At 70.8% G+C, this 26495-nt stretch carries 21 protein-coding genes; 11 read left to right on the forward strand and 10 right to left on the reverse strand.

Features of this window, described 5'->3' with window-relative positions; translation table 11 throughout:
- Positions 1–2 precede the first annotated feature (2 nt).
- Positions 3–1115 (forward strand): glycosyltransferase, encoded by a 1113-nt coding sequence (locus tag QQA12_RS03380; protein WP_226050642.1) that lies wholly within the window; start codon positions 3–5, stop codon positions 1113–1115.
- The gene (locus QQA12_RS03385; protein ID WP_226050641.1) at positions 1096–2439 is read left to right on the forward strand and encodes an O-antigen ligase family protein; all 1344 of its coding nucleotides are present in this window, start codon (positions 1096–1098) and stop codon (positions 2437–2439) included. Before QQA12_RS03380 ends, QQA12_RS03385 begins: the two co-directional genes overlap by 20 nt.
- On the opposite strand, the gene QQA12_RS03390 is transcribed toward QQA12_RS03385, so the two are convergent.
- Entirely contained in the window at positions 2427–3353 is a 927-nt protein-coding gene (locus tag QQA12_RS03390; RefSeq protein WP_226050640.1) for an LpxL/LpxP family Kdo(2)-lipid IV(A) lauroyl/palmitoleoyl acyltransferase, read from the reverse strand. The two genes, QQA12_RS03385 and QQA12_RS03390, sit on opposite strands and share 13 nt — an antisense overlap.
- Before the next feature lie 120 nt (positions 3354–3473).
- On the opposite strand from QQA12_RS03390, the gene waaA reads away from it, so the two are divergent.
- On the forward strand, positions 3474–4769 hold the full coding sequence (waaA, locus tag QQA12_RS03395; protein ID WP_226050639.1) for a lipid IV(A) 3-deoxy-D-manno-octulosonic acid transferase: 1296 nt from the start codon (positions 3474–3476) through the stop codon (positions 4767–4769).
- A 103-nt stretch (positions 4770–4872) separates the two neighbouring features.
- Here the strand turns inward: waaA and QQA12_RS03400 are convergent, their stop codons facing one another.
- From QQA12_RS03400 to QQA12_RS03410, 3 genes are all read right to left on the reverse strand, one after another.
- A complete protein-coding gene (locus QQA12_RS03400; protein WP_056931981.1) occupies positions 4873–6231 on the reverse strand; it encodes a TolC family outer membrane protein in 1359 nt (452 codons plus the stop codon).
- 24 nt (positions 6232–6255) lie between these two features.
- Positions 6256–6903: a protein-L-isoaspartate O-methyltransferase gene (locus QQA12_RS03405; RefSeq protein ID WP_054663156.1), complete on the reverse strand. Its 648-nt coding sequence runs from the start codon at positions 6901–6903 to the stop codon at positions 6256–6258.
- Positions 6904–7033: 130 nt separating this feature from the next.
- Positions 7034–7699 carry a TetR/AcrR family transcriptional regulator gene (locus QQA12_RS03410; protein WP_054663159.1) on the reverse strand — a complete coding sequence of 222 codons (666 nt, stop codon included), beginning with the start codon at positions 7697–7699 and terminating at the stop codon, positions 7034–7036.
- Between the two features lie 107 nt (positions 7700–7806).
- On the opposite strand from QQA12_RS03410, the gene QQA12_RS03415 reads away from it, so the two are divergent.
- From QQA12_RS03415 to pip, 4 genes are all read left to right on the forward strand, one after another.
- The gene (locus QQA12_RS03415) at positions 7807–8928 is read left to right on the forward strand and encodes an efflux RND transporter periplasmic adaptor subunit (RefSeq protein ID WP_054663163.1); all 1122 of its coding nucleotides are present in this window, start codon (positions 7807–7809) and stop codon (positions 8926–8928) included.
- A gap of 3 nt (positions 8929–8931) precedes the next feature.
- On the forward strand, positions 8932–12093 hold the full coding sequence (locus tag QQA12_RS03420) for an efflux RND transporter permease subunit (protein ID WP_054663166.1): 3162 nt from the start codon (positions 8932–8934) through the stop codon (positions 12091–12093).
- A 194-nt stretch (positions 12094–12287) separates the two neighbouring features.
- Positions 12288–15176, forward strand: coding sequence for a ligand-binding sensor domain-containing diguanylate cyclase (locus QQA12_RS03425; RefSeq protein WP_226050638.1), 2889 nt, complete (start codon positions 12288–12290; stop codon positions 15174–15176).
- Between the two features lie 77 nt (positions 15177–15253).
- Positions 15254–16198 (forward strand): prolyl aminopeptidase, encoded by a 945-nt coding sequence (gene pip / locus QQA12_RS03430; protein WP_226050637.1) that lies wholly within the window; start codon positions 15254–15256, stop codon positions 16196–16198.
- Positions 16199–16252: 54 nt separating this feature from the next.
- Here pip and QQA12_RS03435 read toward each other — a convergent pair whose 3' ends face one another.
- On the reverse strand, positions 16253–17137 hold the full coding sequence (locus QQA12_RS03435; protein ID WP_226050747.1) for a LysR family transcriptional regulator: 885 nt from the start codon (positions 17135–17137) through the stop codon (positions 16253–16255).
- Between the two features lie 107 nt (positions 17138–17244).
- On the opposite strand from QQA12_RS03435, the gene QQA12_RS03440 reads away from it, so the two are divergent.
- The gene (locus tag QQA12_RS03440) at positions 17245–18657 is read left to right on the forward strand and encodes an MFS transporter (protein ID WP_226050636.1); all 1413 of its coding nucleotides are present in this window, start codon (positions 17245–17247) and stop codon (positions 18655–18657) included.
- A gap of 182 nt (positions 18658–18839) precedes the next feature.
- Here the strand turns inward: QQA12_RS03440 and QQA12_RS03445 are convergent, their stop codons facing one another.
- From QQA12_RS03445 to QQA12_RS03460, 4 genes are read right to left on the reverse strand one after another with little or no spacing between them, the layout of a single operon-like run.
- Positions 18840–19646, reverse strand: a complete 807-nt coding sequence (locus QQA12_RS03445) for an N-formylglutamate amidohydrolase (RefSeq protein WP_226050635.1) — start codon at positions 19644–19646, stop codon at positions 18840–18842.
- The gene (locus QQA12_RS03450) at positions 19643–20191 is read right to left on the reverse strand and encodes an NUDIX hydrolase (RefSeq protein ID WP_054663184.1); all 549 of its coding nucleotides are present in this window, start codon (positions 20189–20191) and stop codon (positions 19643–19645) included. The genes QQA12_RS03445 and QQA12_RS03450 overlap by 4 nt, the downstream gene beginning before the upstream one ends.
- The gene (locus QQA12_RS03455) at positions 20188–21135 is read right to left on the reverse strand and encodes a 5'-3' exonuclease H3TH domain-containing protein (protein WP_226050746.1); all 948 of its coding nucleotides are present in this window, start codon (positions 21133–21135) and stop codon (positions 20188–20190) included. The genes QQA12_RS03450 and QQA12_RS03455 overlap by 4 nt, the downstream gene beginning before the upstream one ends.
- Positions 21123–21698 carry a nitroreductase gene (locus tag QQA12_RS03460; protein WP_056931974.1) on the reverse strand — a complete coding sequence of 192 codons (576 nt, stop codon included), beginning with the start codon at positions 21696–21698 and terminating at the stop codon, positions 21123–21125. Before QQA12_RS03460 ends, QQA12_RS03455 begins: the two co-directional genes overlap by 13 nt.
- 312 nt (positions 21699–22010) lie before the next feature.
- Between QQA12_RS03460 and QQA12_RS03465 the strand changes: the two genes are divergently transcribed.
- From QQA12_RS03465 to QQA12_RS03475, 3 genes are read left to right on the forward strand one after another with little or no spacing between them, the layout of a single operon-like run.
- Positions 22011–24320, forward strand: coding sequence for a DUF1631 domain-containing protein (locus QQA12_RS03465; RefSeq protein WP_226050634.1), 2310 nt, complete (start codon positions 22011–22013; stop codon positions 24318–24320).
- Positions 24321–24377: 57 nt separating this feature from the next.
- Entirely contained in the window at positions 24378–25481 is a 1104-nt protein-coding gene (locus QQA12_RS03470) for an NAD(P) transhydrogenase subunit alpha (RefSeq protein WP_226050633.1), read from the forward strand.
- Positions 25478–25903, forward strand: a complete 426-nt coding sequence (locus QQA12_RS03475) for a hypothetical protein (RefSeq protein WP_226050632.1) — start codon at positions 25478–25480, stop codon at positions 25901–25903. Before QQA12_RS03470 ends, QQA12_RS03475 begins: the two co-directional genes overlap by 4 nt.
- Positions 25904–26087: 184 nt before the next feature.
- Here QQA12_RS03475 and QQA12_RS03480 read toward each other — a convergent pair whose 3' ends face one another.
- Positions 26088–26495, reverse strand: a complete 408-nt coding sequence (locus QQA12_RS03480; protein ID WP_054663196.1) for a DUF3106 domain-containing protein — start codon at positions 26493–26495, stop codon at positions 26088–26090.

Below are 26495 nucleotides of genomic sequence, written 5' to 3' on the forward strand. Positions count from 1 at the left end.
GCATGCGCCGCCTGACCGTGGTGCAGCTGCTGCCGGCGCTGCACTCCGGCGGCGTCGAGCGCTCGACGCTGGAGATCGCCCAGGCGCTGGTGGAGGCCGGGCATCGCGCCATCGTGGTCTCGGCCGGTGGCCGTCTGGTGCCGCAGCTGCTGGACAGCGGTGCCGAACACCTGGCGCTGGACATCGGCCGCAAGTCGCTGCTGACCCTGCGCCACGTGGTGTCGCTGCGCAGGCTGTTCGCCGAAACCGGCGCCGATATCGTGCACGCGCGTTCGCGGCTGCCGGCCTGGCTGGGCTGGCACGCGCTGCGCGGCATGCCGCGGGAACGGCGCCCACACTGGGTCACGACCATGCATGGGCTCAATTCACCGGGTCGCTACAGCGGCATCATGGCCAGTGGCGAGCGGGTGATCTGCGTGTCCCGCAGCGTGCGCGACTACCTGCTCGCGCATTACCCGGCCACCGATCCGCAGCGCCTGCGGGTGATCCCGCGTGGCGTGGACCTGGCGCAGTTCCCGCACGTGGCGCCGGCCGACCGGCGGCCGCGGCTGGCGGTCGAAGCGCTGCATCCGGCGCTGGCCGGCGCCGGGCCGCTGTTGCTGTTGCCCGGTCGGGGCACCCGCCTCAAGGGGCATGCGCATGCGCTGCACCTGCTGGCGGCATTGCGCGGGCACGATGTGCCGGCACGGCTGTGGATGCCGGGCGCACGCGAGCCGGGGCGCGAGGCATACGTGCGCGAACTGGAGCAGCAGGCCGCCACGCTTCGCGTCGCCGACGCGGTCGCCATCACCGAACCCACCACCCGGATTGCGCAGGCCTACGCGGCCAGCGACCTGGTCCTGCAGCTGTCGGACAAGCCCGAGGCGTTCGGCCGCACCGTGCTTGAAGCGCTGGCGGTGGGCCGCCCGGTACTGGGCTGGGACCACGGTGGGGTCGGCGAACTGCTGGGCGAGCTGCAGCCCTCCGGCGCGGTGCCGCCGGGCGATGCCGCGACATTGGTGGCGCGTGCGCTGGACCTGCTGCGGCAACCGCCATCGCTGCCGCGGCGCATCCCTTTCACCCTGCGGGCCATGCAGCGTGCCACGCTGGACGTTTATGGCGAACTCGTCGATTGAATCCCCCGTGGCGTCGCCGGCGCCTCCATTGAAATGGGCCCCGGCCTGGGTGATCGCCTGCGTCGCGGCGTGGCCGGCGCCGGGCATCGCCGAGGCGTTGCTGGCGCTGGGTGCGATGGTGATGCTGGGCTACCTGGCGTGGCAGCGCTTCACCGGCGACGGCCGCCGCCTGCTCAGCGTGCCGGCGTGGGCGCTGACCAGCACGCTGTTCCTTGCCTATTGGCTGCCGCAGCTGGTCTCGGCTGTGGACGCGGACGATCCCGGCCGTGCGTGGGGCCGGGTCGCGGCCGGGCTGCGCCACCTGCCTTTCATGTGGCTGGTGGCCATCGCCGTGGCGAACGACGCCCGGCGCCGGGCCACCTTCACCGGATTGGGCGTGGTCGTCGCGTTGTGGGTGGCCGATGCGCTGGCGCAGGCACTGGCCGGCAGCAGCCCGCTGTTCTGGTCGATGGACCAGGTGAAATGGCTGGTCAGCGGGCACGGCCTGTGCAGCGCCGGGGAAGCGGCGCAGGCGGACCGTCTCAGCGGCGTGTTCGGGCCGTGCAACCTCAAGTTCGGGCAGGTACTGGCCAGCCTCACGCCATTCCTGTTGTTCGCCGCCGCCGCGCGCTGGGGACGCTGGGGCTGGCTGCTGGCGGCGCTGCCGACCGGGGTGGTGATCGTGCTCGCCGGTTCGCGTGCGTCCTGGATCACCTATGCCCTGGTGATGCTGTTCTCCGGCTGGCGCCTGCTGGGCCGGAAGGGCATGGCCCTGGTGCTGCTGTCCGGCGTGCTCGGCGCGGTGCTGCTGGCCGGGCTGTCCCCGCAGGTGCGCGAGCGGGTGACGCGCACCGCGATGGCGTTGACCGGCGATGCGGCCGGTGTGGATGCGGCGCTGTCCGGACGCAGCCAGATCTGGAGCGCGGCTGCGTGCATGGTGCGCGCGCATCCGCTCAACGGGGTGGGCACGCGCGAGTTCCGCAACGCCTTTCCGCAGTGCGATCCGGCGCACGGGCAGTACGCCGCCTGGGGCACCGGGCCGGCGCTGCATGCCCACCAGCTGGTGCTCGAGATCCTGTCCGAAACCGGCATCCTGGGTCTGCTGCTGTGGCTGGCCGGCGCGTCCATGGCGTGGCGCGCGTGGCGTTACGCGGACGCGGAGGCACGGGCACGGGCGCGCCCGGCCACGCTGGCGCTGGCGGTGACGGTGTTCCCGTTCAATACCCACCTGGCGTTCTACTCGGCGTTCTGGGGCGGCGCGACCCTGCTGCTGGCCGCGCTGTTCGCCGGCGCCCTGCTTGCCCATCCGTCGCCGGCGCCGGCCGGCGGCGATCAATCGCGCTGATAGAAGCGGCTGCGTCCTTGCGGCTGCCGCTTGAAGCGGCGGTGGATCCACAGGTACTGGGCCGGCGCTTCGCGCACCATCTGCTCGATCGCGGCGTTGACGCGCGCGGTGTCGACGACCGCATCCTCGGTGGGGAAGTCCGGCAGCGGCGGCGCGATCGTGAGCAGGTAGCGCCCGCCTTCGCGACGGTGGAAGAAGGGCACCACGGCGCAGCCGGTCAGCCGCGCGAACTGGTGGGTGGCGGTGATGGTGGAAGCGGGTACCCCGAAGAACGGCACGAACACCGAATCCTTGCCGCGCATGTCCTGGTCGGGCGCGTACCAGAGCAGGCCGCCTTTCTTCAGGTGGCGCACGGTGGCGCGGATGTCCTCGTTGGCGAACATCGCGCTGGCGTAGCGCAGGCGGCCGTGCTTGACCGCCCATTCCATCACCGGGTTGCGGTAGCGCCGGTACATGCCGGCCAGCGGCACGTGGTCGCACAGCAGCCGCCCGCACATCTCCAGGGTCATGAAGTGTCCTGACACCAGCAACACGCCGCGGCCCTGCGCCTGCAGTGCCTGCAGGTGCTCAAGGCCCTGGATCTCCACCCGCGGGCGGATCGCGTCGATGCTGCCCCACCAGGCGCGGGCGAACTCGAAGATGCCCACGCCGAGCGCATCGAAACTGTCGCGCAGCAGTTGCCGCCGCCAGGCCTCGTCCTGCTCGGGAAAGCACAGGCGGATGTTCACCTCGGCGGCATGCCGGCGGGTACCGGCCAGGTGCAGCGCCAGCCAGCCGATGCCGCGGCCGATCGCGCGCTGCAGCATCCAGGGCAGGCGTGCGCCCAGCATGGCCAGCGCCAGCCAGGCGAACGTCGGCCAGTGGCGTGGTTGCCACAGTGACGGGCGGGTGGCGGAGGTGGGGGTGTCGGACATGGGGGGATTCTAATGAGGAACCCGCGGATGGGCACCCGGAAGCGGCCGGGGCGATGGCCGCGCATGCAGCTCCGCCGGTTTCCTATCCACTAGTTCGCCGCGCATAGGTATCCTCGCCGGATGCGCAAGGATCCCGTCGAACTGCTGCTGCGGGGCCTGTACTCGGCCTTGCTGTACCTGCTGCTGCCCATCACCGTCTATCACCTGGTATGGCGCGGCTTCCGCGTGCGCGAATACTTCAAGCGCTGGGACGAACGCTATGCGTCGTATCCGGAAAGCGGGCGCAGGCCCTGCGTGTGGCTGCACGCGGTCTCGGTGGGCGAGGTCAACGCCGCCGCGCCGGTGGTGGATGCGCTGCGCCGGCAGCGCCCGGACATCCGCTGGGTCATCACCACCATCACCCCCACCGGTTCGCAGCGGGTGCGCGCGTTGTGGGGCGACGCGGTGGACCACGTCTACCTGCCTTACGACGTACCGGGCAGCGCCGGGCGTTTCCTCGATCATTTCCGCCCGAGCCTGGCGTTGATCCTGGAAACCGAGTTGTGGCCGAACCTGTTGTTCGGCTGCCGCGATCGCCGGATCCCGGTCTACATCCTCAATGCGCGCCTGTCGGCACGCTCGCTGAAGGGTTATCGCCTGCTGCGGCCGCTGGTCGGGCGCGCGCTGCGCACGGTGACCTGCGTGGCCGCGCAGTCGAGCGAGGATGCGCGCCGCTTCGTCGTGCTCGGCGCACGCCAGGAGCAGGTCTGCGCGCTGGGCAACCTGAAGTTCGACATCCACCCGCCGGATCCGGCGCCGCTGCTCGCCGCGTTCCATGCGCATGTGCCGGCCGGGCGCGTGACCTGGATCGCCGCCAGCACCCACGAAGGCGAAGAGCAGGCGGTCATCGACCTGCATGCGCGCGTGCTGGAGCGGTATCCCGATGCGCTGCTGCTGTGGGCGCCGCGGCACCCGGAGCGGTTCGCCAAGGTCGAGGCGTCGGTGCGGGCCCAGGGCTGGCGCGTGGCCACGCGCAGCGCCGAGCAGTGGCCGGGCGCCGACACCCAGGTGTTCGTGCTCAACACGCTGGGCGAGCTGATGCCGTTCTTCGCCTGCGCGCAGGTGGCCTTCGTCGGCGGCAGCCTGCAGGCCATCGGCGGGCACAACCTGCTGGAGCCGGCGGCGATGGGTACGGCGGTGATCACCGGCCCGCACCTGCACAACTTCGCCGAGATCTCGCGGCGGATGAGCGAAGCCGGGGCGCTGAGCATCCGCGGCGATGCCGCCCAGCTCGGCGACGAACTGCTGCGCCTGCTGGGGGATGCGCCGGCGCGCCGGCAGATGGTCCAGGCCGGCGCGCAGCTGGTGGCCAACGGCCGCGGTGCGCTGGAACGGACCCTGGAACTGATCGGGCCGCGGCTGCCGGCACCGGAGTAGGGGGCAGCTGCGACGTCTGGCTTCCGCGCCACGTGATGGCGCATACGCGAAAGGCGGGCCAAAGCCCGCCTTTCGCATGTCCATGCCGGTGAAGCGGCGGGACTTACTGCATGCTGCCCGCCGCCAGCTGCGCCTCGGCATCCTGGGTCAACAGGCGGTTGATGTCCTGCACCTCGGCCACGTCCAGCGCGCCGATGGCCTGGCTGAGCTGCAGCCGGCTGAGCAGGAAGGTGTAGCGGGCCTGCGCATAGTCCAGCTTGGCCTGGAACAGGGTGCGCTGGTTCTGCACCACGTCCAGCACGGTACGGGTACCGACTTCCAGGCCGACCTGCGAGGCGTCGTACGCGCTCTGCGCCGACACCACGGCCAGGCGGCGTGCCTCGACCTCGCTGATGCCCGCCACCACGGCCTGGTAGGCATTGCGGGTGTTGCGGTCCAGCGCGCGCTTCTGCTGCTCGTAGCCGTCCTGGGCGATGTCGCGCTGGGCCAGGGCCTGGCGCACGTAGGACTGGGTGGCGCCACCGGAGAAGATCGGCACGTTCAGGGTCAGGCCGATCGAGTTGGTGGTCGCGTCCGGGCCGAACGAGGAGCCGCCGACGCTGTCGCCCCAATTGGCGCTCTTGCCCCAGCTGCCGCCCAGCGACAGGGTCGGGTAGTGGCCGCCGCGGGCGGCCGAGACGCCGGACTCGGCGGCGTTGACCTTCAGCTCCTGCGCCTTCAGCGCCGGGTTCTGGGCGATCGCATCGGCCACCAGCTTGTCGACGTCGCCGCGGTTGGCCGGCAGTTCCGGACGGAAGTCCTCCGGCAGGCTGCGCAGGCCCTGTACCGGCTGCCCGGTCAGTTCGCTCAGCGCCTGGTAGGCGTCGGCCAGGGTGTTGCGGGCGAGGATGGTGTTGGCGCGCGCCTGGTCGTACTGGGCGCGGGCTTCGTGCACGTCGGTGATCGGCGCCAGACCGACTTCCAGGCGCTTGTCGGCGTAGTCGAACTGCTTCTTGGCGGCCGCTTCGTTGGTCTGCGCGGCGCTGAGCGATTCGATCGCCACCAGGACGTTGAAGTAGGTGGTGGCGGTGCGCACGATCAGGTCGTCGTTCGCCGATTCCAGGTCGAAGTCGGCTGCCTTGCTGATCTCGCGCTGGGTCCGCAGGTTGGCGAACTGGGTCCAGTTGAACAGGGTCTGCTCACCCGAGATGCCGTACTTGCGCGAGGTGGAGGTGCTCGAGCCGCTGACGCCATCCAGCGAGGAGCGGGTGCGGTTCAGCGACGCCGAGCCGCCCAGCGACGGCAGCAGCGCCGCGCGGGCCTGCACCTGGCCTTCCTTGGTGTACAGCCGGTTGGACTCTGCGGAGGCCAGCTGCGGGTCGCCGTTGCGGGCCATTTCGTAGACCTGCATCAGGTCGGCGGCATTGGCCGCCAGCGGCGAGAGGGCGACAGCCAGCGCAAGGGCGAGGGATCGGCGGATCATTGCGGCTTCCTTGGATGTAGCGGATCAGAGTTGGAACTGCGGGGCCGGTGCGGCACCCAGCAGATAGTCGATATCGGTTTCGAACAGGGACTGCACGCTGCCGTCGGCCTTGATCAGCGCCGCTTCCATCACCGGCGAGCGGCCCTGGATGACGAACAGGCGGCCACCGGGGCGCAGCCACTTCAGGATGTGTGCCGGCACGGTATCCACCGCACCGGTGATGCAGATGGCGTCGAAGTGGCGCTGGGTCTGCCACTGCAGCGCGTCGGCGACCTCGATGCGCACGTTGGAGCCGAGCTTGGCGGCATCCAGGTTGGCGCGCGCGCGCTCGGCCAGCTCCGGCTGGATTTCAAGGCTCAGCACCTCGCGGGCCAGTTCGCCCAGGCAGGCGCTGATGAAGCCGCTGCCGGTGCCGATCTCCAGTACTTCGTCGCCCGGCTGCAGGTCCAGCGCCTGCAGCATGCGGCCTTCGACCACCGGCTTCATCATCTTCTGCCCATGGCCCAGCGGCAGTTCGATGTCGGCATAGGCCAGCGCCTTGTGCGACTCGGCCACGAAGGCTTCGCGCGGCAGCCGCGCCAGGACGTCCAGCACGCGCAGGTCCAGCACGTCCCAGGGACGTACCTGCTGTTCGACCATCATTTCGCGGGCGTGGGAGTAATCGATCGTCATGGTGTCTCGTCAATCCGGCGCAGTGGGCCGGCCATTTTACCGGTTGGCGCGGGCAGTGCGGGGCAAGCATCGCCGTGCCCGCGGCAGGTCCGCAGTGCCGGAAGTCATCACGACCTCCGGTTCGTTCAGGTTAGGGGCGGGGCGCATAGGCGCGGATGAAGAAGTCGACCGTGGTGGCGATGTGGGCCTCGGCGTCGGGCTGCTCCGGGGCCGCGCACAGCCCGCACATCATATGCGCGTGCAGTTCGCCCTTGATCAGGCAGAAGAACTGGCGCGCGGCCAGGCGCGGGTCGTCGATCGCCAGCTCACCGCGGGCCGTGCGGGCCTCGAGGAATTCGGCCAACGCGCTTTCGGTGCGCTTGGGGCCGGCCTGCCAGAACATCTCGCGGATCCGGTCGTCGGTTTCCGGGGTCATCATCATGCGCTGGGTGGCGATGGCCTCGTCGCTGCTGATCAGCGCGAAGAACGCATGGCCGATCCCGCGCAGCTGCTCGCGCAGCGGGCCTTCGCTGTCGGTCACGAACAGCTCGTCGGGCATCATCTCCACGCACTTGGCCTGGATCGCCTCGAAAAACAGGGTCTCCTTGTCGCCGAAATGGCTGTAGACGGTGAGTTTGGAAACGCCGGCGCCGGCGGCGATGCCGTCCATGCTCACGCCGTTGAAACCCTGTTCGATGAACATTTCCTTGGCCGTTTCCAGGATCGCGGCACGCTTGCCCAGGTCCTTGGGGCGGCCGGGACCGGCGCCGCGCGGGGTCGGCTTGCCGGTGGGGTGGGAAGGATGATGCGAAGACATCAGACAATACTAGACCAGCTGGTTCGATATTTATACTATACCGCCTCGTTCAGTAATGGCGATGAACCGCCATCCCTCCCCCTTTCATCTTCCAGCGATCCTTACCCATGAACATTGCCCCATGGATTGGCGGTTCCCTGCTGGTGGCCCTGTTGGCCGCCTGCGGCAAGTCCGAGCCTGCTCCCGCACATGCCGTACCGGTTCTGGTCGTACACCCCCAGGACAGTGGCCAGGCCATCACCGCATACCCCGGCGAAATACGGGCGCGCGAGGAAACGGTGTTGTCGTTCCGTGTCGGCGGCAACCTGCTGCGGCGCGAGGTCAATGCCGGCGAGCGGGTGCGCAAGGGCCAGCTGCTGGCCGAGCTGGACGTGGCCGATTACGCGCTGCAGGCGCGTGCGGCGCAGGCGCAGTACGCGGCCGCCGAGGCCGACCTGGTGCGCGCCCGCGACGAACACCGGCGCTACACCGCGCTGGCCGCCCAGCAACTGGTCAGCCGCTCCGCGCTGGATGCGCAGACCGCCGCGCTGAAGGCGGCGCAGGGCCAGGCCGATGCGGCCCGGTCCAACCTGGACGTGGCCCGCAACCAGGCCGCCTACGCGCAGCTGCGCGCGCCGGCCGACGGGGTGATCGCCAGCCGCCAGGCCGAGGCCGGGCAGGTGGTCGCCGCCGGCCAGGCCATCTACACGCTGGCCGCCGACGGCGCCCGCGAGGTCGCCATCGCCCTGCCGGAGAGCGGCATCCGTGAATTCGCGGTGGGCCAGGCAGTGGAAGTGGAATTGTGGAACCGGCCCGGCAAGCGCTGGCCCGGCACCATCCGCGAGATCGCACCGGCCGCCGATGCCCAGGCGCGCACCTATGCCACGCGCGTGAGCCTGGCGGCCGAAGCGCTGGATGCGGTCGAGCTGGGGCAGAGCGCACGCGTCTACGTGGCCCACGGCAAGGGTGGCGCGCTGAGCGTGCCGCTGGCGGCGGTGCAGCCGGGCCGGACCCGGCAGCAGGCCGGGGTGTGGGTGGTGGATCCGGCCAAGGGCACGCTGCACCTGCGCCAGGTGACGCTGGGTGCCTACGGTGCCGAACGCGTGCCGGTGTTGTCCGGGCTGGCCGCCGGTGACTGGGTGGTCGCCGCCGGCGGCCACCTGCTGCGCGAGGGCCAGCCGGTGACGGCGGTGGACCGGGCCAACAAGCCGGTCCTGGCCGCACCCGCTCCGGCCCGGAAGGAGGACTGAGGCGTGCGCCGCTTCAATCTTTCCGAGTGGGCACTGGGCAACCGCGCGCTGGTGCTGTTCATGATGATCGCGCTGGCGGTCATCGGCGCGTGGTCCTACAAGCACCTCGGCCAGTCCGAGGATCCGCCGTTCACGTTCAAGGCGATGGTGGTGCAGGCGGCATGGCCGGGGGCCACCGCCGAGCAGGTCTCGCGGCAGGTGACCGAGCCGATCGAGAAGGCGCTGATGAACACCGGGCAGTTCGAGTTCATCCAGTCGTACTCGCGGCCTGGGGAGTCGCAGGTGATCTTCATGGCGCGCGACTCGATGCGCTCCAAGGACGTGCCCGAGCTGTTCTACCAGGTGCGCAAGAAGGTCGGCGACATCCGCTCGCAGCTGCCGGCCGAGGTGGTCGGGCCGTTCTTCAACGACGAATTCGGCGACACCTTCGGCAACATCTACGCGCTGACCGGCAAGGGCTTCGACTACGCGCTGATGCGCGATTACGCCGACCGCATCCAGCTGGAGCTGCAGCGCGTGGCCGACGTCGGCAAGGTAGACCTGCTCGGCCTGCAGGACGAAAAGGTCTGGATCGAGCTGTCCAACACCAAGCTGGCCACGCTGGGGGTGTCGCTGCAGCAGGTGCAGCAGGCGCTGGCCGACCAGAACGCGGTCACCCCCGCCAGCTGGTTCGAGACCGGCAGCGACCGCGTGCAGATGCGGGTGACCGGGCAGTTCGATTCGGTCGAGGACATCGCCGCGTTCCCGATCCGCGCCGGCGACCGTACCGTGCGCCTGGGCGACATCGCCCAGGTCAGGCGCGGCTTCGCCGACCCGGCGTCGCCGAAGATGCGTTTCATGGGCGAGGACGCCATCGGCATCGCGGTGGCGATGAAGAACGGCGGCGACATCCTCAAGCTCGGCAAGGCGCTGGACGACGAGTTCGCGCGGCTGCAGGAGACGCTGCCGGCGGGCATGGAGCTGCGCAAGGTCTCCGACCAGCCGCACGCGGTGAAGGATTCGGTCGGCGAGTTCGTCAAGGTGCTGACCGAGGCGGTGGTGATCGTGCTGCTGGTGAGCTTCTTCTCGCTGGGCTGGCGCACCGGGCTGGTGGTGGCGGTGTCGATCCCGCTGGTACTGGCGATGACCTTCTTCGTCATGCACCAGTTCGACATCGGCCTGCACAAGATCTCGCTGGGCGCGCTGGTACTGGCGCTGGGACTGCTGGTGGACGACGCGATCATCGCGGTGGAAATGATGGCCACCAAGATGGAGCAGGGCTACGACCGCCTGCGCGCGGCCAGCTTCGCCTGGGAGTCGACCGCGTTCCCGATGCTGACCGGCACGCTGATCACCGCCGCCGGCTTCCTGCCCATCGCCACCGCCGCCTCCAGTACCGGCGAGTACACCCGCTCGCTGTTCCAAGTGGTGACCATCGCCCTGGTGGTGTCGTGGATCGCCGCGGTGCTGTTCATCCCGTACCTGGGCGACAAGATGCTGCCGGACCTGCACAACCCGCAGCCGCCGCGCCCGGGCAGCCTGGGCGCACGCTGGCATGCGCTGCGCCTGCGCTGGGCCGACCGCAATCCGGCGCTCGCGCACCTGATCCGGCCCAGGCAGCTGGAACACGACCACGACCCGTACAAGAGCGCGTTCTACCAGCGCTTCCGGCGTTTCCTCGACGCCTGCCTGCGGCGCCGCTGGCTGGTGATCTTCGCCACCATCGGCCTGTTCGTGTTCTCGCTGGTGATGTTCCGCTTCGTGCCACAGCAGTTCTTCCCGGATTCGACCCGGCCGGAGCTGATGGTGGACATCGAGCTGGCCGAAGGCGCGTCGCTGGCCGCCACCCAGGCGCAGGCGCACAAGCTGGAGGCGCTGCTGAAGCAGCGCCAGGACATCGCCAACTACGTCGGTTACGTGGGCAGCGGTTCGCCGCGCTTCTACCTGCCGCTGGACCAGCAGCTGCCGGCGACCAATTTCGCCCAGTTCGTGGTGCTCGCACAGGACATCCATGCCCGCGAGGCGGTGCGCGACTGGCTGCTGAAGGAGGTGGTGCCGCGGTTCACCGACGTGCAGCTGCGCGTGACCCGGCTGGAGAACGGGCCGCCGGTGGGCTACCCGGTGCAGTTCCGCGTGTCCGGCGAGCACATCGACCGGGTGCAGGCCATCGCCCGCCAGGTCGCCGACAAGGTGCGGCAGAACCCGCACGTGGCCAACGTCAACCTCAACTGGTCCGAGCCGAGCAAGGTGGTGCGGCTGGTGGTAGACCAGGAGCGCGCCCGCGCGCTGGGCGTTAGCAGCGCGCAGATCGCGCACTTCCTGAGCAGCTCGCTGTCGGGCATGCAGGTGAGCACCTACCGCGAGGGCAACCGCCAGATCGGCATGCTGCTGCGCGGCCCGGACGACGAGCGCGCGCGGCTCGACATGCTCGCCAGCCTGGCCATTCCCACGCCCAGTGGTACCGCGGTGCCGCTGTCGCAGGTGGCCCGGCTCGAGTACGTGTTCGAGGATGGCATCATCTGGCACCGCAACCGCCTGCCCACGGTCACCGTGCGCGCGGACATCGCCGACGGCCTGCTGCCGCCGGAGGTCACCGGGCAGATCCTGCCGACCCTGGACGGCATCCGTGCCGCCTTGCCGGACGGCTATCTGCTGGAAGTCGGCGGCACGGTGGAGGATTCGGCGCGCGGGCAGAACTCGATCAAGGCCGGCATGCCGCTGTTCCTGATCGTGGTGGTGACCCTGCTGATGCTGCAGCTGCGCAGCTTCTCGCGTGCGGCGATGGTGCTGGTCACCGCGCCGCTGGGCATCATCGGCGCGACCCTGTTCCTGCTGATCTTCCGGGTGCCGTTCGGCTTCGTGGCGCTGCTGGGCACCATCGCGCTGGCGGGCATGATCATGCGCAACTCGGTGATCCTGGTGGACCAGATCCAGCAGGACATCGATGCCGGGCACGACCGCTGGCACGCGATCATCGACGCCACCGTGCGCCGCTTCCGCCCGATCGTGCTGACCGCGCTGGCCGCGGTGCTGGCGATGATCCCGCTCTCGCGCAGCGCGTTCTACGGCTCGATGGCGATCTCGATCATGGGCGGGTTGATCGTCGGCACGGTGCTGACCCTGGTGTTCCTGCCGGCGCTGTATGCGGCCTGGTTCCGGGTGCGGCCGGACGAGGCGGCAAGCTGAACGGTGCAGCCGCCGCGTCCTGACGGCCGATACCCGTAACTTTGCGGTGGTAGATTGGAACGGCGCGGCCGGCCTGGGTGGCCGGCCGCGCCAAACCGCGAAGGGAGACGGTTCTGTTGGTCCGCAGTAGCCAGAGCGTCCGGCACAGGGATCCATGCGTGCGCAGCACATGGCTGGCGTCATGGTATGGATGCATGGCGCTGGTGTTGGCCTGCCTTGCCTGGCTGCCGGCGGCGCGGGCCGCGGATGGACGCCATTACATGGTCAGCGACTGGACCATGGACGATGGCTTGCCGCACAACCTGGTGCATGCGCTGGCGCAGGACCGCGACGGTTTCATCTGGGCCGGGACCTGGGAAGGCGTGGTCCGTTTCAACGGCCGCAGGTTCACCGTTTTCGACCGCCAGAACACCCCCGGCGCGGAGTTGTCGGGCGTGTTCAGCATTCTCGCCGAGCCCGACGGCGGGGTCCTGTTCGGTACCGCGGCCGATGGCGTGTTCCGCCATTACCGGGGGCGCTGGCAACGTCTGGGCGAGCCCGGCGCCCGCCGCCTGCCGGTCACCGCGCTGCTGCGTGGCGCCGGCGGCGAACTATGGATCGCCTCGGCCAACCGCCTGCTGCGGATGGATGTGCACGGTCGCATCCACGACGCCGGCGCCGATGCCGGCCTGCCCGGCGTGCGGGTCAACGCGCTGGCCGATGGCGGTGACGGCGCCGTGCTGGTCGCCACCGATGCTGGCGCCTACCGGCTGCAGGACGGGCGCGCCATGCCCTGGGCGGACTGGGCGGGTACCCATGCGGTGCGCGGCATTGCCGGCGATGGCGCCGGTGGCTGGCTGCTGGCCACCGTCAATGGCGTGTACTGGCAAGATCGCGACGGCAGGGTCGAGCACCTGCACCCGGGCGACCGCGTCGAGGCGGTCCTGCGCGACGGTGTCGGCGCGATCTGGATGAGCCTGTCCAGCGGCGAGCTGCTGCGCCACGCCGGCGATGGCGACGAACGCCTGGATATCGCCGGCCCGGTAAGCGCGGCCCTGCTCGTCGACCGCGAGGGACTGGTCTGGAGTGGCAGCACCGACGGCCTGCACCGCGTGGCGGAGGTTGCCGCGGTCGGCTTCACCCGCAAGGACGGGCTGGGCAGCGACTATGTCCGGGTGGTCCTGCAGAGCGACGACCGGGCGCTGTGGATCGGACACGCCGATGGCCTGGACCGCTGGCACCAGCGGCGCATGCAGCGGGTGCGGCTGGGCGCGGCAGGCGGCCGCGACCCCTCGGTGCTGGCGCTGGCCTGGCGCGACGGCACGTTGTGGGCGGGTACCTACGACCAGGGGGTGTTCGCGCTGGATGCGCAGGGCAGGGTGAAACAGCGGATCCGCCTCGGTGGCCCGCGCGAGCCGATCGTGCGGGCACTGTTGGCCGACCCCGACGGCGGCCTGTGGATCGGCGGCACCCACGGCCTGAGCCACTATCGCGACGGGCGCCTGCGGTTGCGCCTGGACAGCAGGGAACAGCCCGCCGCGGTGGTGCAGGCGCTGTACCGCGACCCCGATGGCACGCTGTGGATCGGCACCACCGGGGGCATGGCCGCGCTCGGGCCCGACGACGTATTGCGTACCTGGGGCGCGGAGGGCGAGGTGCCCGCGCAATACGTGTTCGACTTCCTGCGTGACCCGGGCGGCGATCTGTGGATCGCCAGCGACCGCGGCCTGCTGCGCATGCGCAACGGCAGCTTCCGGGTCTACGACCACCGCCATGGCCTGCCGCGCGACAAGCTGTTCCGGATCATCGACGACCAGGCCGGCAACCTGTGGCTGCCCAGCAACATCGGCGTGTTCCGCGTCGCCCGCGCGGAGCTGGACCAGATCGACGCCGGCACCCGCCGGCAGTTGGCCGTGCACGTGATGGATCGCAGCGACGGCATGCCCGGCAGCCAGGGCAACGGTGCCTCGATGCCCGCCGGGTGGCGTGCCAGCAATGGTGCGCTGGCGTTTCCGACGTCGGCCGGGCTGGGCCTGATCGACCCGCGCATCGCCGGCCGTTACGACGGCAAGGCATCGCCGGTGGTGTTCGAGGCGGTTTCGGTGGACGGCGTCGCACGGGCGCCGGCGGCGTTGCTGCGGCTGGAGCCGGACGCGCGGCGGGTGGCGGTGGCCTACACGGCGCTCAATTTCCGTGCGCCTGACAAGATGCGCTACCGCTACCGCCTGCGTGGCTTCGACGCCGGCTGGGTGGAGGCGGGCAGTGGCACCGAGGCGGTCTACACCAACCTGCCACCTGGCCAGTACCGGCTGGAAGTACAGGCCATGGCGCTGCCGCTGGACTGGGCGCGGCAGCCGGAAGTGGGGGGGGCGGAGATGGCACTGGAGGTCGTGCCGCCGCTATGGAGGCGCACGTCCTCGCAGGTGCTGCTCGGCCTGGCGCTGGTGGCGGCCGTGGTGCTGGGGTTCTGGCTGCGCACCGCCAGCTACCGGCGCAGCCAGCACCGGCTCAGCGAGGTGATCGCCGCGCGCACCGAGGAGCTGAGCGACAAGAACCGCGCGCTGGAACTGGCCGGCGCCGAGCGCGACCGGCTGCTGCAGCGGCTGGAGCACCAGGCCACGCACGACGTGCTGACCGGCCTGCCCAACCGGCGTGCGGCCGAGCTCCACCTGCGCCAGGCGCTGGAACGCGCCGGCGACCGCGGTGAGCCCCTGTGCGTGGCGCTGATCGACATCGACCATTTCAAGCAGATCAACGACCGCCACGGCCACCACGGCGGCGACCGGGTGCTGCGCGAAGTGGCCGAGCTGCTGCGCCTGCACCTGGACGGCGAGCAGTTCGTGTCGCGGCATGGCGGCGAAGAGTTCCTGGCGGTGCTGCGCGGCCTGACCCTGGAGCAGGCGCTGCAGCGGCTGCAGGCACTGCGGCTGGCGCTGGCCCGGACACGCATGGACGAGGTGGATCCGGGGCTGGTGGTCACCGCCAGCATCGGCGTGGCCGAGTGCCGCCCCGGGCAGGAATCCCCGCGCACGTTGCTGGCCGCCGCCGACCGCCAGCTCTACCGCGCCAAGCGCGAGGGCCGCAACCGGGTCTGTGCCGCGTAGCGGGCCATGCCCGCTGCGACCCGGGCGCGGGCGCGGCGCTCTACAATCGGGCGTTCTTCCAGCCAGTGAGCCAGCGCATGCGCACGCTTTACCCCGCCATCACGCCCTACGACACCGGTACGCTCAAGGTCGACGAGCGCCACACGCTGTACTACGAACAGTGCGGCAACCCCGACGGCAAGCCGGTGGTGATGCTGCATGGCGGGCCCGGCGGTGGCTGCACGGCGAAGATGCGCCAGTTCCACGATCCGGCGAAGTACCGGATCATCCTGTTCGACCAGCGTGGCGCCGGCCGTTCCACGCCGCACGCCGACCTGGTGGACAACACCACCTGGGACCTGGTGGCCGACATCGAGACGCTGCGCGGGCACCTTGCGGTCGACCGCTGGCAGGTGTTCGGCGGCAGCTGGGGTTCGACCCTGGCGCTGGCCTATGCGCAGGCCCATCCGCAGCGCGTGACCGAGCTGGTCCTGCGCGGCATCTTCATGCTGCGCCGCTGGGAGCTGGAATGGTTCTACCAGGAAGGCGCCAGCCGCCTGTTCCCCGACGCCTGGGACCACTACGTCAACGCGATCCCGGCGGTGGAGCGGCACGACCTGATCTCCGCCTTCCACCGTCGCCTGACCAGCGATGACGAAGCCACCCGGCTGGCCGCGGCCAGGGCATGGAGCGTGTGGGAAGGCGCCACCAGCTTCCTGCACGTGGACGACGACTTCATCAACAGCCACGAAGACCCGCAGTTCGCGCTGGCCTTCGCCCGCATCGAGAACCACTACTTCGTCAACGGCGGCTTCTTCGAGGTCGAGGACCAGCTGCTGCGCGACGCGCACCGCATCGCCGACATCCCCGGGGTGATCGTGCATGGCCGCTACGACGTGGTGTGCCCGCTGGCCAACGCCTGGGACCTGCACAAGGCCTGGCCGAAAGCGCAGCTGCACATCACCCCGGCCTCGGGGCATTCGGCGTTCGAGGCGGAGAACGTGGACGCGCTGGTGCGCGCCACCGACAGCTTCGCCGGTTGATCGGAGTCGCCACCGCCGCGGCGGTGGCCCGGCGGTGCCGGCCGGCGGCCGGCACTACCAGCGCCCGGCCAGCAGGGCCTCGGCCAGTGCCTGGAGCTTGGGCGAACGCTGGCGCGACGGCGGGTAGATCAGCGACAGTTCGCGGCTGCGGCCCTCGAATGGCTGCAGCACGCGCTGCAGGCGACCATCGGCCAGGGCGTCGGCCACGGCGAAGTCCATCACCTGCACGATGCCGATGCCGGCGATGGCCGCTTCCACCAACGGGTCGCCGCTGTCGAACACCATCCGCGCCGGCGGCGTGAACTCGCCCAGCTGCCCGTCCTGCAGGAACTGCCAGTCCACCAGCCGGCCGCTGCGCAGGTTGCGCACCGCCAGGCAGGCATGTGCACGCAGCGCCTGCACATCGGCCGGCCTGCCGTGCCGGGCAAGGTAGTCCGGGCTGGCCACCGTCACCCAGCGCAGCGGCCGCAGCGGGCGGGCCACGATGCGCTGGTCGGCGATGACGCCGGTCCGCAGCGCGGCGTCGAAACCTTCCTCGACCAGGTCGACCAGGCGGTCGCTCAGCACCGCTTCCACCTGCAGCTGCGGATGCCGCTCCAGCAAGGGCGCCAGCAGCGGCACCAGCACTTTGCGCCCGAACATCGACGGTGCGCTGATCTTCAGCGTGCCCGAAGGCGTGCACGGGCGGTCTGCCAGCTGCCGCTCGGCATCCTCCAAACCGCACAGCAGCGGGGCGACCTGCTCGACGAACTGGCGGCCATCCGGAGTCAGCGCCACGTTGCGCGTGTTCCGCTGCAGCAGCTTCACTCCCAGTGCGGCCTCCAGCCGGCTGATCGCGCGCGAGAGCCCGGGTTGGCTCAGGCCAAGCTGGCCGGCCGCAACGGTGAAGCTGCGCGCTTCGGCCACCTGTACCAGCATGCGCACGGCATTGAGGTCCATCGCGGATCCATTCATGCGTCTGATCATCGCAGATATGGTAATTCGTGGGTTTATTGATCGAGCTGCATCAAAGAGACTGCGCTCCCCCCCTGGACGTGCCATCGCCGATGCCTTCCCTGAAATACCCACGCCGGGCGCTGGCCCTGCTGGCCACCGCGCAGCTGATCATCGCCCTGGATGCCACCATCATCTTCGTCGCCCTGCATGACATGGGCCGCGCGCTGCAGATCAACGCGCAGCAGCTGCAGTGGGTGGTCAGTGCCTATACGGTGGCTTTCGGTGGCAGCCTGCTGCTGGGCGGCCGTGCCGCCGACCTGATCGGGCGCCGCCGGTTCTACCGGCTGGGCATGCTGCTGTTCGCCCTGGCCTCGCTGCTGGGCGCATTGGCGCCGGATGCCACGCTGCTGATCCTGGCGCGCGCCGCGCAGGGCATCGGCGCCGCATTGCTGTTCCCGGCCACCCTGGCACTGATCAACACGCTGTACGCCGAAGGCCCGGCGCGCAACCGCGCGCTGGCGATCTGGAGCATGGCCAGCGCGGCCGGTCTGGCGCTGGGCACGCTGCTCGGCGGCGTACTGACCCAGGCCTTCGGCTGGCCGGCGGTGCTGGCGGTGATCGTGCCGCTGGCCACGGCGTGTGCCGTCGCCGCCGGCGCCTGGCTGCCGGTCGATGGCCCGCGTGCGCGGGGCCGTTCGTTCGACCTTGCCGGCTGCATCGCCGTGACCCTGGGCGGCAGCCTGCTGGTGGCCACCCTGGTGCAGGGGCCGGAATGGGGCTGGGCGGCGCCGGCCACGCTGGGCTGCCTGCTGCTGTCGGCGCTGCTGCTGGTCGTGTTCGTGTGGATCGAACGGCGCAGCCGCGATCCGCTGATGCAGTTCGCGCTGCTGCGCCTGCCCGGCCTGCGTGCGGCACTGGGCCTGACCTTCGCCTTCATGAGCAGCTATGGCGTGCAGTACTACTTCATGGCGCTGTATTTCCAGGATGGCTATGGCTGGAGTCCGCTGCAGGCCGGGCTGGCCTTCCTGCCGGCCACCGCGGTGTGCACGGTCGGCATCCGGCTGGCCGAGTGGACGCTGCGGCGCTGGAGCGCGCGCACGGTACTGGTCGTGGGGCAGCTGGCCGGCGCCCTGGGCATCGCCTGGGTGGCGGCGATGCTGCCGCATGGCGCGCACTTCTGGCCGTTGCTGCCCGGGGTGGTGGTGCTGAGCGTCGGCCAGGGCATGACCTGGACTTCGATGTGGATCGTGGCCGGGCAGGGCGTGCCGGCCGCGCAGCAGGGCGTCGCCTCGGGCATGGCCGCGACCGCGCAGCAGATCGGTGGCGCGCTGGGCCTGGCGGTGCTGGTGATGGTCGCCAACGCCGGTGCCGGCCCGGCCGGTTCGCCAAGCGCGCTGGCCGGCCTGGTGCGCGCCGAGTACGGCGCGGCGTTGTTCGCGCTGCTCGGCGTGGTCATCGCCCTGGGCCTGCGCGTGGCGCCGCCAGCCCGTGCGGCCCGCGGATGCGTGGCCAGCGACGCATGACCGGGCTGCTCGACCCCGCCCAGGTGCTGCCGGGTGCTTGCCGCCTGCCACGATGACGACGGGGTGTGCGCATGCCTCGGGTGGGGCCGCGCATGCGCAGCCGTCGGCGTGACATTGCGCTGACGTCCTGCAGGCCCTGCTCGAGGCTGGAGGCGCCGGCGTTGCGCCGGTGGCGGCCGGCGCTAGCGGAGCTGCAGCAGCCGCGGCTGCAAGGCGGTGAAGATCCGCGCCAGCCGCTCCGCCCAGGCCTGTTGCCCGGCGGCATTGGCGATCAGGTCCTGGCGGATCTCCAGTTCCACGTGCACCAGCCCGCGGGCTTCGCCATGCACCGGCACCGCGTAGTCGCTGGTGCTGCTGACCGAATACGGCTGGTTGTCGCCGACCACCAGGTCGCCCTCCTCGCGCAGCGCCTGCAGCAGCGCCTGTGCGAACCGCGCATCGCGGTGGTATAGCACCCCGGCATGCCAGGGGCGCGCGGCGCCGTCCATCACCGGGGTGAAGCTGTGCATCATCACCAGCAGCGTCGGCACGCCGGCATCGTGGCGCCGGTCCAGTTCGGCCGCGATGCGCGCATGGTAGGGCGCGTGTATGGCGGCGATGCGTTGCTGCCGTTGTGCGCGGACCAGCCCGGCATTGCCGGGAATGGCGGTGCCGTCGCTGGTCTCCGGCATCAGCGTCGGCGAGGCCAGCGGCCGGTTGCAGTCGATCACCAGCCGCGAATAGGTCTGCTCGATGGCGAAGGCGTCCAGTTGCCGCGCCAGTGCGCGGGTGGTGCCGGCGATGCCGATGTCCCAGCCGATGTGCCGGTCCAGTTCCGCCGGCGCCAGGCCGAGGTCGTCCAGTGCGGCCGGAACCCGCTGCCCGGCGTGGTCGGCCAGCAGCAGGAACGGCGAGCGGCCGTACGGGTTGTGCACGGTGAACGGCGGCGGGTCCTGCGGGCCCAGCAGCGGCGGGGCCAGGCGCTCGGCCGGGTTGTCGAGCCGGCTCATCGTGGCCGGCCGTCCAGGTGGTGTTCGATCATCCACAGCCCGGCCCAGAGCTTGGCGTCCAGTTCGTAGCCCTGGCCCATCTTCTCCACCAGCCAGGCCGCGGCGCGATCGCGCGCGATGCTGTGCACGGTGATGTCCTCGCTGTCGTCGCCGCCGCCCTCGCCGACCCGGCGCAGGCCGGTGGCGCGCACGAAGGCGATCTTCTCGCTGCTGGCGCCGGAGGAGGTCGGGCCGATCATCAGCACCTCGGCGTGGTCGGCGGTCCAGCCGGTTTCCTCCTCCAGTTCGCGGATCGCCGAGGCCTCGATCGATTCGCCGGCGGTGATGTCGCCGACCAGCCCGGCCGGCATTTCGATCGTGCGCGCCTGCAGGGGCACCCGGAACTGTTCGACGAACAGCACCTCGTCGTCCGGAGTGACGGCGATGATGATCGCGGCCAGGCCGCCGGCGTGGGTGCGTTCGCTGTATTCCCAGGTGCCGCGCACCACCATGCGCTGGTAGCGGCCTTCGTAGACGACGCGGGGGGCTGCGGTGTTCTGGCTCATGCGGATTCGTGGGTGGAGGGGAAGGCGGTTTCCAGGCCGGCGGCGGCCAGCAGCCGGCGCCGGGTGAGCGGGCCGAAGCGCAGCGATCCGCACAGGCCGTCGAGCATGTCGGCATCGGCCGCGGCGCGGGTGAAGGCGGGCGTGGCCGGGGCCAGCGGCGCATCCACGGCGATGGTGGTCAGTTGCCGGAACAGCAGCGCCAGTTCGCGCTGCTGGCGCAGGCGCGTGGCCATCTGCGCGGCGCCGCGCAGGCGCAGGAACGGGATCTCGTCGATCCGCTCCAGCAGCGCGTCGAGGCTGCCGAAGTGGGCCAGCAGCACCGCCGCCGACTTGGCGCCGATGCCGCTGATGCCGGGGATGTTGTCCACCGCGTCGCCGCACAGCGCCAGGTAGTCGGCGATCTGGTGGGCATGCACGCCGTGGCGCGCCTTGACCCCGCCCGCGCCCCAGCGCTGGTTGCGCGCGTAGTCCCACTGCTCGTCATGTTCGAGCAGCAGTTGCGACAGGTCCTTGTCCGCCGAGACGATCACCCCGCGCAGCGCATGGTCGCGGCCGGCATGCAACGCGCTGCCGATCAGGTCGTCGGCCTCGTAGTCGCGGTCGGCCAGCACTTCCAGCCCCAGCGCCGCGCACAGCGCCTTGCAGTGCGCGAACTGGCGGCGCAGCGCTTCAGGCGCCGGCTCGCGGTTGGCCTTGTAGGCCGGATACAGGCGGTGCCGGAAGCAGCTGTCCAGCGCCTCGTCGAAGGCCACGGCGATGTGCGCCGGGCGCTCGCGCTCCAGCAGGTCCAGCAGGAAGCGGGTGAAGCCGTGAACGGCGTTGGTGGGCCAGCCCTGCGCGTCCTGGAAGCTGTCGGGCATCGAGTGCCAGGCGCGGAACACGTACAGGCTGGCGTCGACCAGGTAGAGCGGCTGCCTGGCCTGGATGCCGGTCACGGCTGCCAGTCCTGCAGCAGGCTGGCCGGATCCGGCCGCGCGCGCTCCGGCGCCCGCATCCGGGGCGTGCCGACATGGATGAAGCCGACGATGCGTTCGTTCGCGGCCAGCCCCAGGTGGCGCGCCACGCCTTCGTCGTAGGCCATCCACGCGGTCAGCCACTGCGCGCCGAAGCCGAAGCCCTGCGCCGCCTGCAGCAGGGCGAAGCACACGCAGCCGGCGGTCAGCAGCTGTTCCTGCTCGGGCACCTTGGGGTTGTCCTGCAGGCGCGCGACCACCGTCAGTACCAGCGGCGCGTGCGAAAAGCGCTGGCGGTCCTTCTCGACCGCCGCCGGCGAGGCGTCCGGGGTGCGCTCGCGGCTGCGCCGGGCCAGGTAGTCGCCCAGCGCGTGGCGGGCATCGCCGCGCAGGCGGAGCACGCGGAACGGCACCAGCTTGCCGTGGTCGGGAACGCGCACCGCGGCCGCCAGCATGGCCAGCACGGTTGCGTCGTCCGGGCCCGGCTCGGCCAGTTGCAGGGACGGGACCGAGCGGCGCTGGTCCAGCGCTTGCAGGAAGCAGGAATCGGACATGGGACATTCGCGGGAAAGACGGCCATGGATTATAGACGCCGGGGTGCGGACGCCCCTCCGGCCACGGGCAGGACGAATCTGAGTACTCCGTCGCGGGCGCCCGCTGGCGGATTTCTCGCCAATTCACAGCGGTACGCTTAGCATGGCGCGACATGCCGGGTTGCCGGTGGCGAGGTACAAAGTGCGGACTGCATCACTGGCCCTGTTCAGCTTCTCCCCCTACCATGCGTGGGCGGAGACCGGGGGGCTGTCCGCTTTCTTCCATACGATCCTTACAGGAGCAGCGCCTGCGAAGGTGCGGAGCCACTGCGCATGATGTCCCAGCCGCATCTTCCAGAGCGCCCCGGCCATAATCCGGACCTGCTGTCGCTGGCGCGCGAAGCCGCGCTGCCGCCGTTGTCGGCCACCTTCGCGCGCGTACTGGCCGGGTTCGACGATGCCCTGTTCGACCGTGCCGAGACCGCGGGCGCATCGCAGCTGGTCTTCCTCGACGGCATGCGCGAACTGCGCCGGCGCCGCGACGACATCACCGCGCGCTTCGGCGCCCACCTGCGACAGGCGTGGGCCGCGCTCGAGGCCGCCGCGCCGCTGTCGGCCGAGGCCGCACTGGCGCAGGCCGGGCAGGGCGAGACCGGGCTGAGCCTGGTATCCGAGCACGACCTGGAGTCGCGCCTGGCGGTGCGCAATTTCGCCGCGGTGGTATTGCGCGAATGGAAGCCTGTGCTGGCACGGCTGGATCGCCGCCTGGCCTGGATCAGCGGCGTGGACGGGCTCGACATCGACCTCAACCCGATCGGCCCGGAACACATCGGCGTGGCGGTGCACGAGGCGTTCGGCGTGTGCGACCTGGCCGCCGAGGTGCGGCTGGTGCTGATCAAGCTGTGCGAACGCGAGTTCGCCGTGCAGGTGGGGCGCATCTACCGCGATGTCGACGAGCGCCTGGCGCAGGCCGGGGTGATGCCGGCCATCTCGCAGCCGCCACCGCAGCGACCTGCCGCCGCGCCGCGCCCGGCTCGGCCGGCAGAAGCCGATGCCGGCATGCCGCATGGCGACGACGAGGACCTGTCCGATCCGCAGCATGCCCCGGCCTGGGCGCGACGCTTCACCGAGCGCTGGGCCCGGCACCGCAGCGAACTGCAGGCCGGCAATCCGGGAGGCTATGACGGCAACCCGTCGGCGAGCGGCCAGAACATGATCCTGGAGGCGCTGCACGAACTGCTGGCGCAGACCCGCCACGTGCGCGAGGACGCCACTGCCGCAGCGCAGGTGGCGGTCGGCCAGCAACGTCCGCTCAGCCAGCACGAAATGATGTCGGTGCTCTCGCTGCTGCAGGCCACGCCCACGGCGACCCTGCGCGCGGCGGTGGGCGACCAGAGCGAGTCGCTGGCGCAACGGCTCAAGAACGAAGTGATTTCCGGCGCCACCCGCCTCGGCGTCGATCCGGGGCAGGCGCGGCTGGACCCGCAGGACGAGGACGCCATCGACCTGGTCGGCATGCTGTTCGACGTGATGCTGGACGAGCGCGAGCTGGAAGGCCGCTCGCGCGAACTGATCGGCCGCCTGGTGGTGCCCTTCGTCAAGGTCGCGCTGCTGGACCGGCGCATGTTCGTGCAGAAGACCCACCCGGCACGGCGCCTGCTCAACTCGCTGGCCGAGGCCTGCGAGGGCAACGCCGGCGAAAGCCAGGCCGAGCGCGCGCTGATGGGCAAGGTCGAGGAGATCATCGACCGGCTGATCGCCGAGTTCAACGAGAACCTGGCGATCTTCCTGACCCTGGAAGAGGAGTTCCGCGAGTTCCTTGCCCAGCATCGGCGCCGCATCGAGATCGCCGAGCGCCGCGCGACCGAGACCCAGCGCGGCCAGGAGAAGCTGGAGCTGGCCCGCGGCCGTGCCCTGGCCGAACTGGAGCGGCGGCTGCAGGGCGCGCCGCTGCCGGCGGCGATCGAAGGCTTCCTGCGCCAGCCCTGGAACCACCACCTGACCATGAGCCTGCTGCGCGAAGGCGACGACGGCGAGTCGGTCGGCGAAGCGCTGGCAGTGGCCGACGTGTTGCTCGAGGAAGTGGCCGAGGCGCGCCGGCACGTGGTCGGCAAGCCGTGGCTGCAGTCCATCCAGCCGGGCCTGCGCAAGGTGTTCGCCAGCGTCGGCCTGCATGGCGAGGGCAGTGTCGGCGCGATCGACGCGCTGCACGACACGCTGCAGGCCATCGCCGAGGCGCGCCCGGAGCTGGAACGGGCGCTGCCGGAGCTGCCGCAGGTCAGCCTGCCGACGCCGCCGGCGCAGGAATCGGCGGCGCTGGACCTGGGCGCCGAGGCGCGCCCGGAGAGCGTCGACCATGCCGATGCCGCCCGCTACCGCGCCATGGACATCGGTACCTGGCTGGATTTCATCGACAAGGACGGCAAGGTGCAGGCCGGCAAGCTGTCCTGGGTCAGCCCGATTTCCTCGCGCCTGCTGTTCGTCAACCGCCGTGGCATCCGCTTCTGCGTGGCCTCGCCGGAGGAGCTGGTGGTGATGGAGCGGCTCGGCCGCCTGCGCCCGCACGTCGACGACGGCGCGTTCGACAGCGCCATGCAGGGCGTGATCGACCGGCTCGACCCGCAGACGTCCACGGTGCACTGAGGACCGACCTGCTTTGCTACGATCCCCGGCGTAATCCACTGCGCATCGGGGACGGGCATGGCCGTTGAGGTACGGGTGTTGAAGGAAGCCGCGGCGGGCGAGCGGCGCGTGGCTGCCACGCCGGAGACGGTGAAGAAGCTGCTGGCGGCCGGGGCCAGGGTGCAGGTGCAGGCCGGTGCCGGCCTCGCGGCCGGGTTCACCGACCAGGCCTACCGCGATGCCGGCGCGCAGATCGACGATGCCGTGGACGCTGCCGACCTGGTGCTGTGCGTGCAGGCGCCGCCGCCGGCCTTGGTCGCGCGGTTCAAGCCCGGTGCGGTGCTGGTGGGCGCGCTGCACCCGCAGGCGGACGCGGCCCGCGCCGCCGCGCTGCAGGCGCGGCAACTGGTGACCTTCCCGCTGGAGCGGCTGCCGCGCACCACCCGCGCGCAGGCCATGGACGTACTCAGCTCGCAGGCCGGCATGGCCGGCTACAAGGCCACCCTGATCGCCGCGCAGCTGGCGCCACGCTTCTTCCCGATGCTGACCACCGCTGCCGGCACCATCCGCCCGTCGAAGGTGCTGGTGGTTGGCGCCGGCGTGGCCGGCCTGCAGGCGATCGCCACCGCCAAGCGCCTGGGCGCGCAGGTGGAGGGCTTCGACGTGCGCCCGGAGACCCGCGAACAGATCGAGTCGCTGGGTGGCAGGTTCCTCGACCTGGGGGTCAGTGCCGCCGGCGAGGGCGGGTATGCGCGCCAGCTCACCGACGCCGAGCGCGCCGAGCAGCAGCGGCGCCTGGCCGAGCACCTGAAGGGCGTGGACGTGGTGATCTGCACCGCCGCGGTACCCGGCCGCCCGGCGCCGAAGATCGTGACCGCGGCGATGGTCGCGGGCATGCGCCCGGGCAGCGTGATCGTCGACCTGGCCGCCGAGACAGGCGGCAACTGCGAGGCGACGCGGCCGGGCGAAACCCTCGACGTGGGCGGGGTGACCGTGGCCGGCCCGCTCGACCTGGCCAGCATGGGTGCCATCCACGCCAGCGAGATGTACGCGCGCAACGTGCTCAACTTCGTGTCGCTGTTCCTGAAGGACGGCGCGCTGGTGTTCGACTGGAACGACGAACTGCTGGCGAAGACGGTGTGGCCGGAGCGCCCGGCCGCGGGGGAGATCCCGCCGGTGTGAAGTTGCATGCCGGGGTGGTCGTCGCGTGGTTGGCGGCAAGCGGCCTGGGTAGTGGGCCTGCCTTCGCCGACGAGCCGTTACGGGTTGCCTGCCGGCACCTGGCTGAAAGCCCGGAAAAATATGCGGGCAGGCATGTGCAGGTGCCGGCCTGTGTCGCGACGGCCATGCACCATGGTGCCTATCTGTATGACTGTGATGATCCGCATGTGCGGATCATTACGCTGGCAGGCCCCCCCATGATTCTGGAAGAGCTGTTCGGCACGCGTGACCTGTTGCGGGCGCGGCGGGCGGCGGCCACGGTTTCGGGCGTGTTCGAGTGGCGGCCCCAGGCGCCGCCGCAATGCTGTCTGGACAACCGCGTCCTGCTGCATGCCGAGTCGGTATCCGGGGTGACACGGCTGCCGCCTTTGTCAGATGAATGATGGCACGCGGGTTGGGCTGAACGAGAAAGCCCGGCATTGCCCTGCGGATTTCCACGGTGCCGGGCGCTGTTGCGCTCAGCCCTGTCCGCGCGCCCTATCAAGCGCCATGGCATGTCGCGAACCTGTCCGGATGGGAGCGCGCCGGTAACTGCGGGGGCACCAGCCGTGGTGCTTGCCGCCCCCTTCAATCGGCCGGATTGGCCTCCAGCCACTGCCGGCGCTGCTCCGGTGTCATCCGGTGCCACTGCTCGCGCAGTTCCTGGCGCTGGGCCTTGTCCATGGTGCGCATCTTCGCGAACAGGGCGCGGGCCTCGCGCTGCTGCTGCGGCGACATGTTCTGGAAGCGGTGCATGCCGCGGCGTGCCTGCGAGCGCTGCTCGGGGCTCATCTGCTGCCAGCTGCGGGCATGGTCGTACATGCGCTGGCGGTGTCCGGGCGAGGCGTTCCAGCGGTCGCGCATCGGTGCGATCAGGGTTTCGCGCTGGGCCGGGGTGAGCTGGTCCCATTCGGGCAGGGGCGGTTGCTGGGCGTATGCCGGCGCGGTGCAGGCCAGCAGCAGCGGCAGTGACAGCAGGGAAAGACGGATCGTCAT

The organism is Stenotrophomonas sp. 17(2023), assembly GCF_030345315.1.
GTDB classification, from domain to species: Bacteria; Pseudomonadota; Gammaproteobacteria; order Xanthomonadales; family Xanthomonadaceae; genus Stenotrophomonas; species Stenotrophomonas acidaminiphila.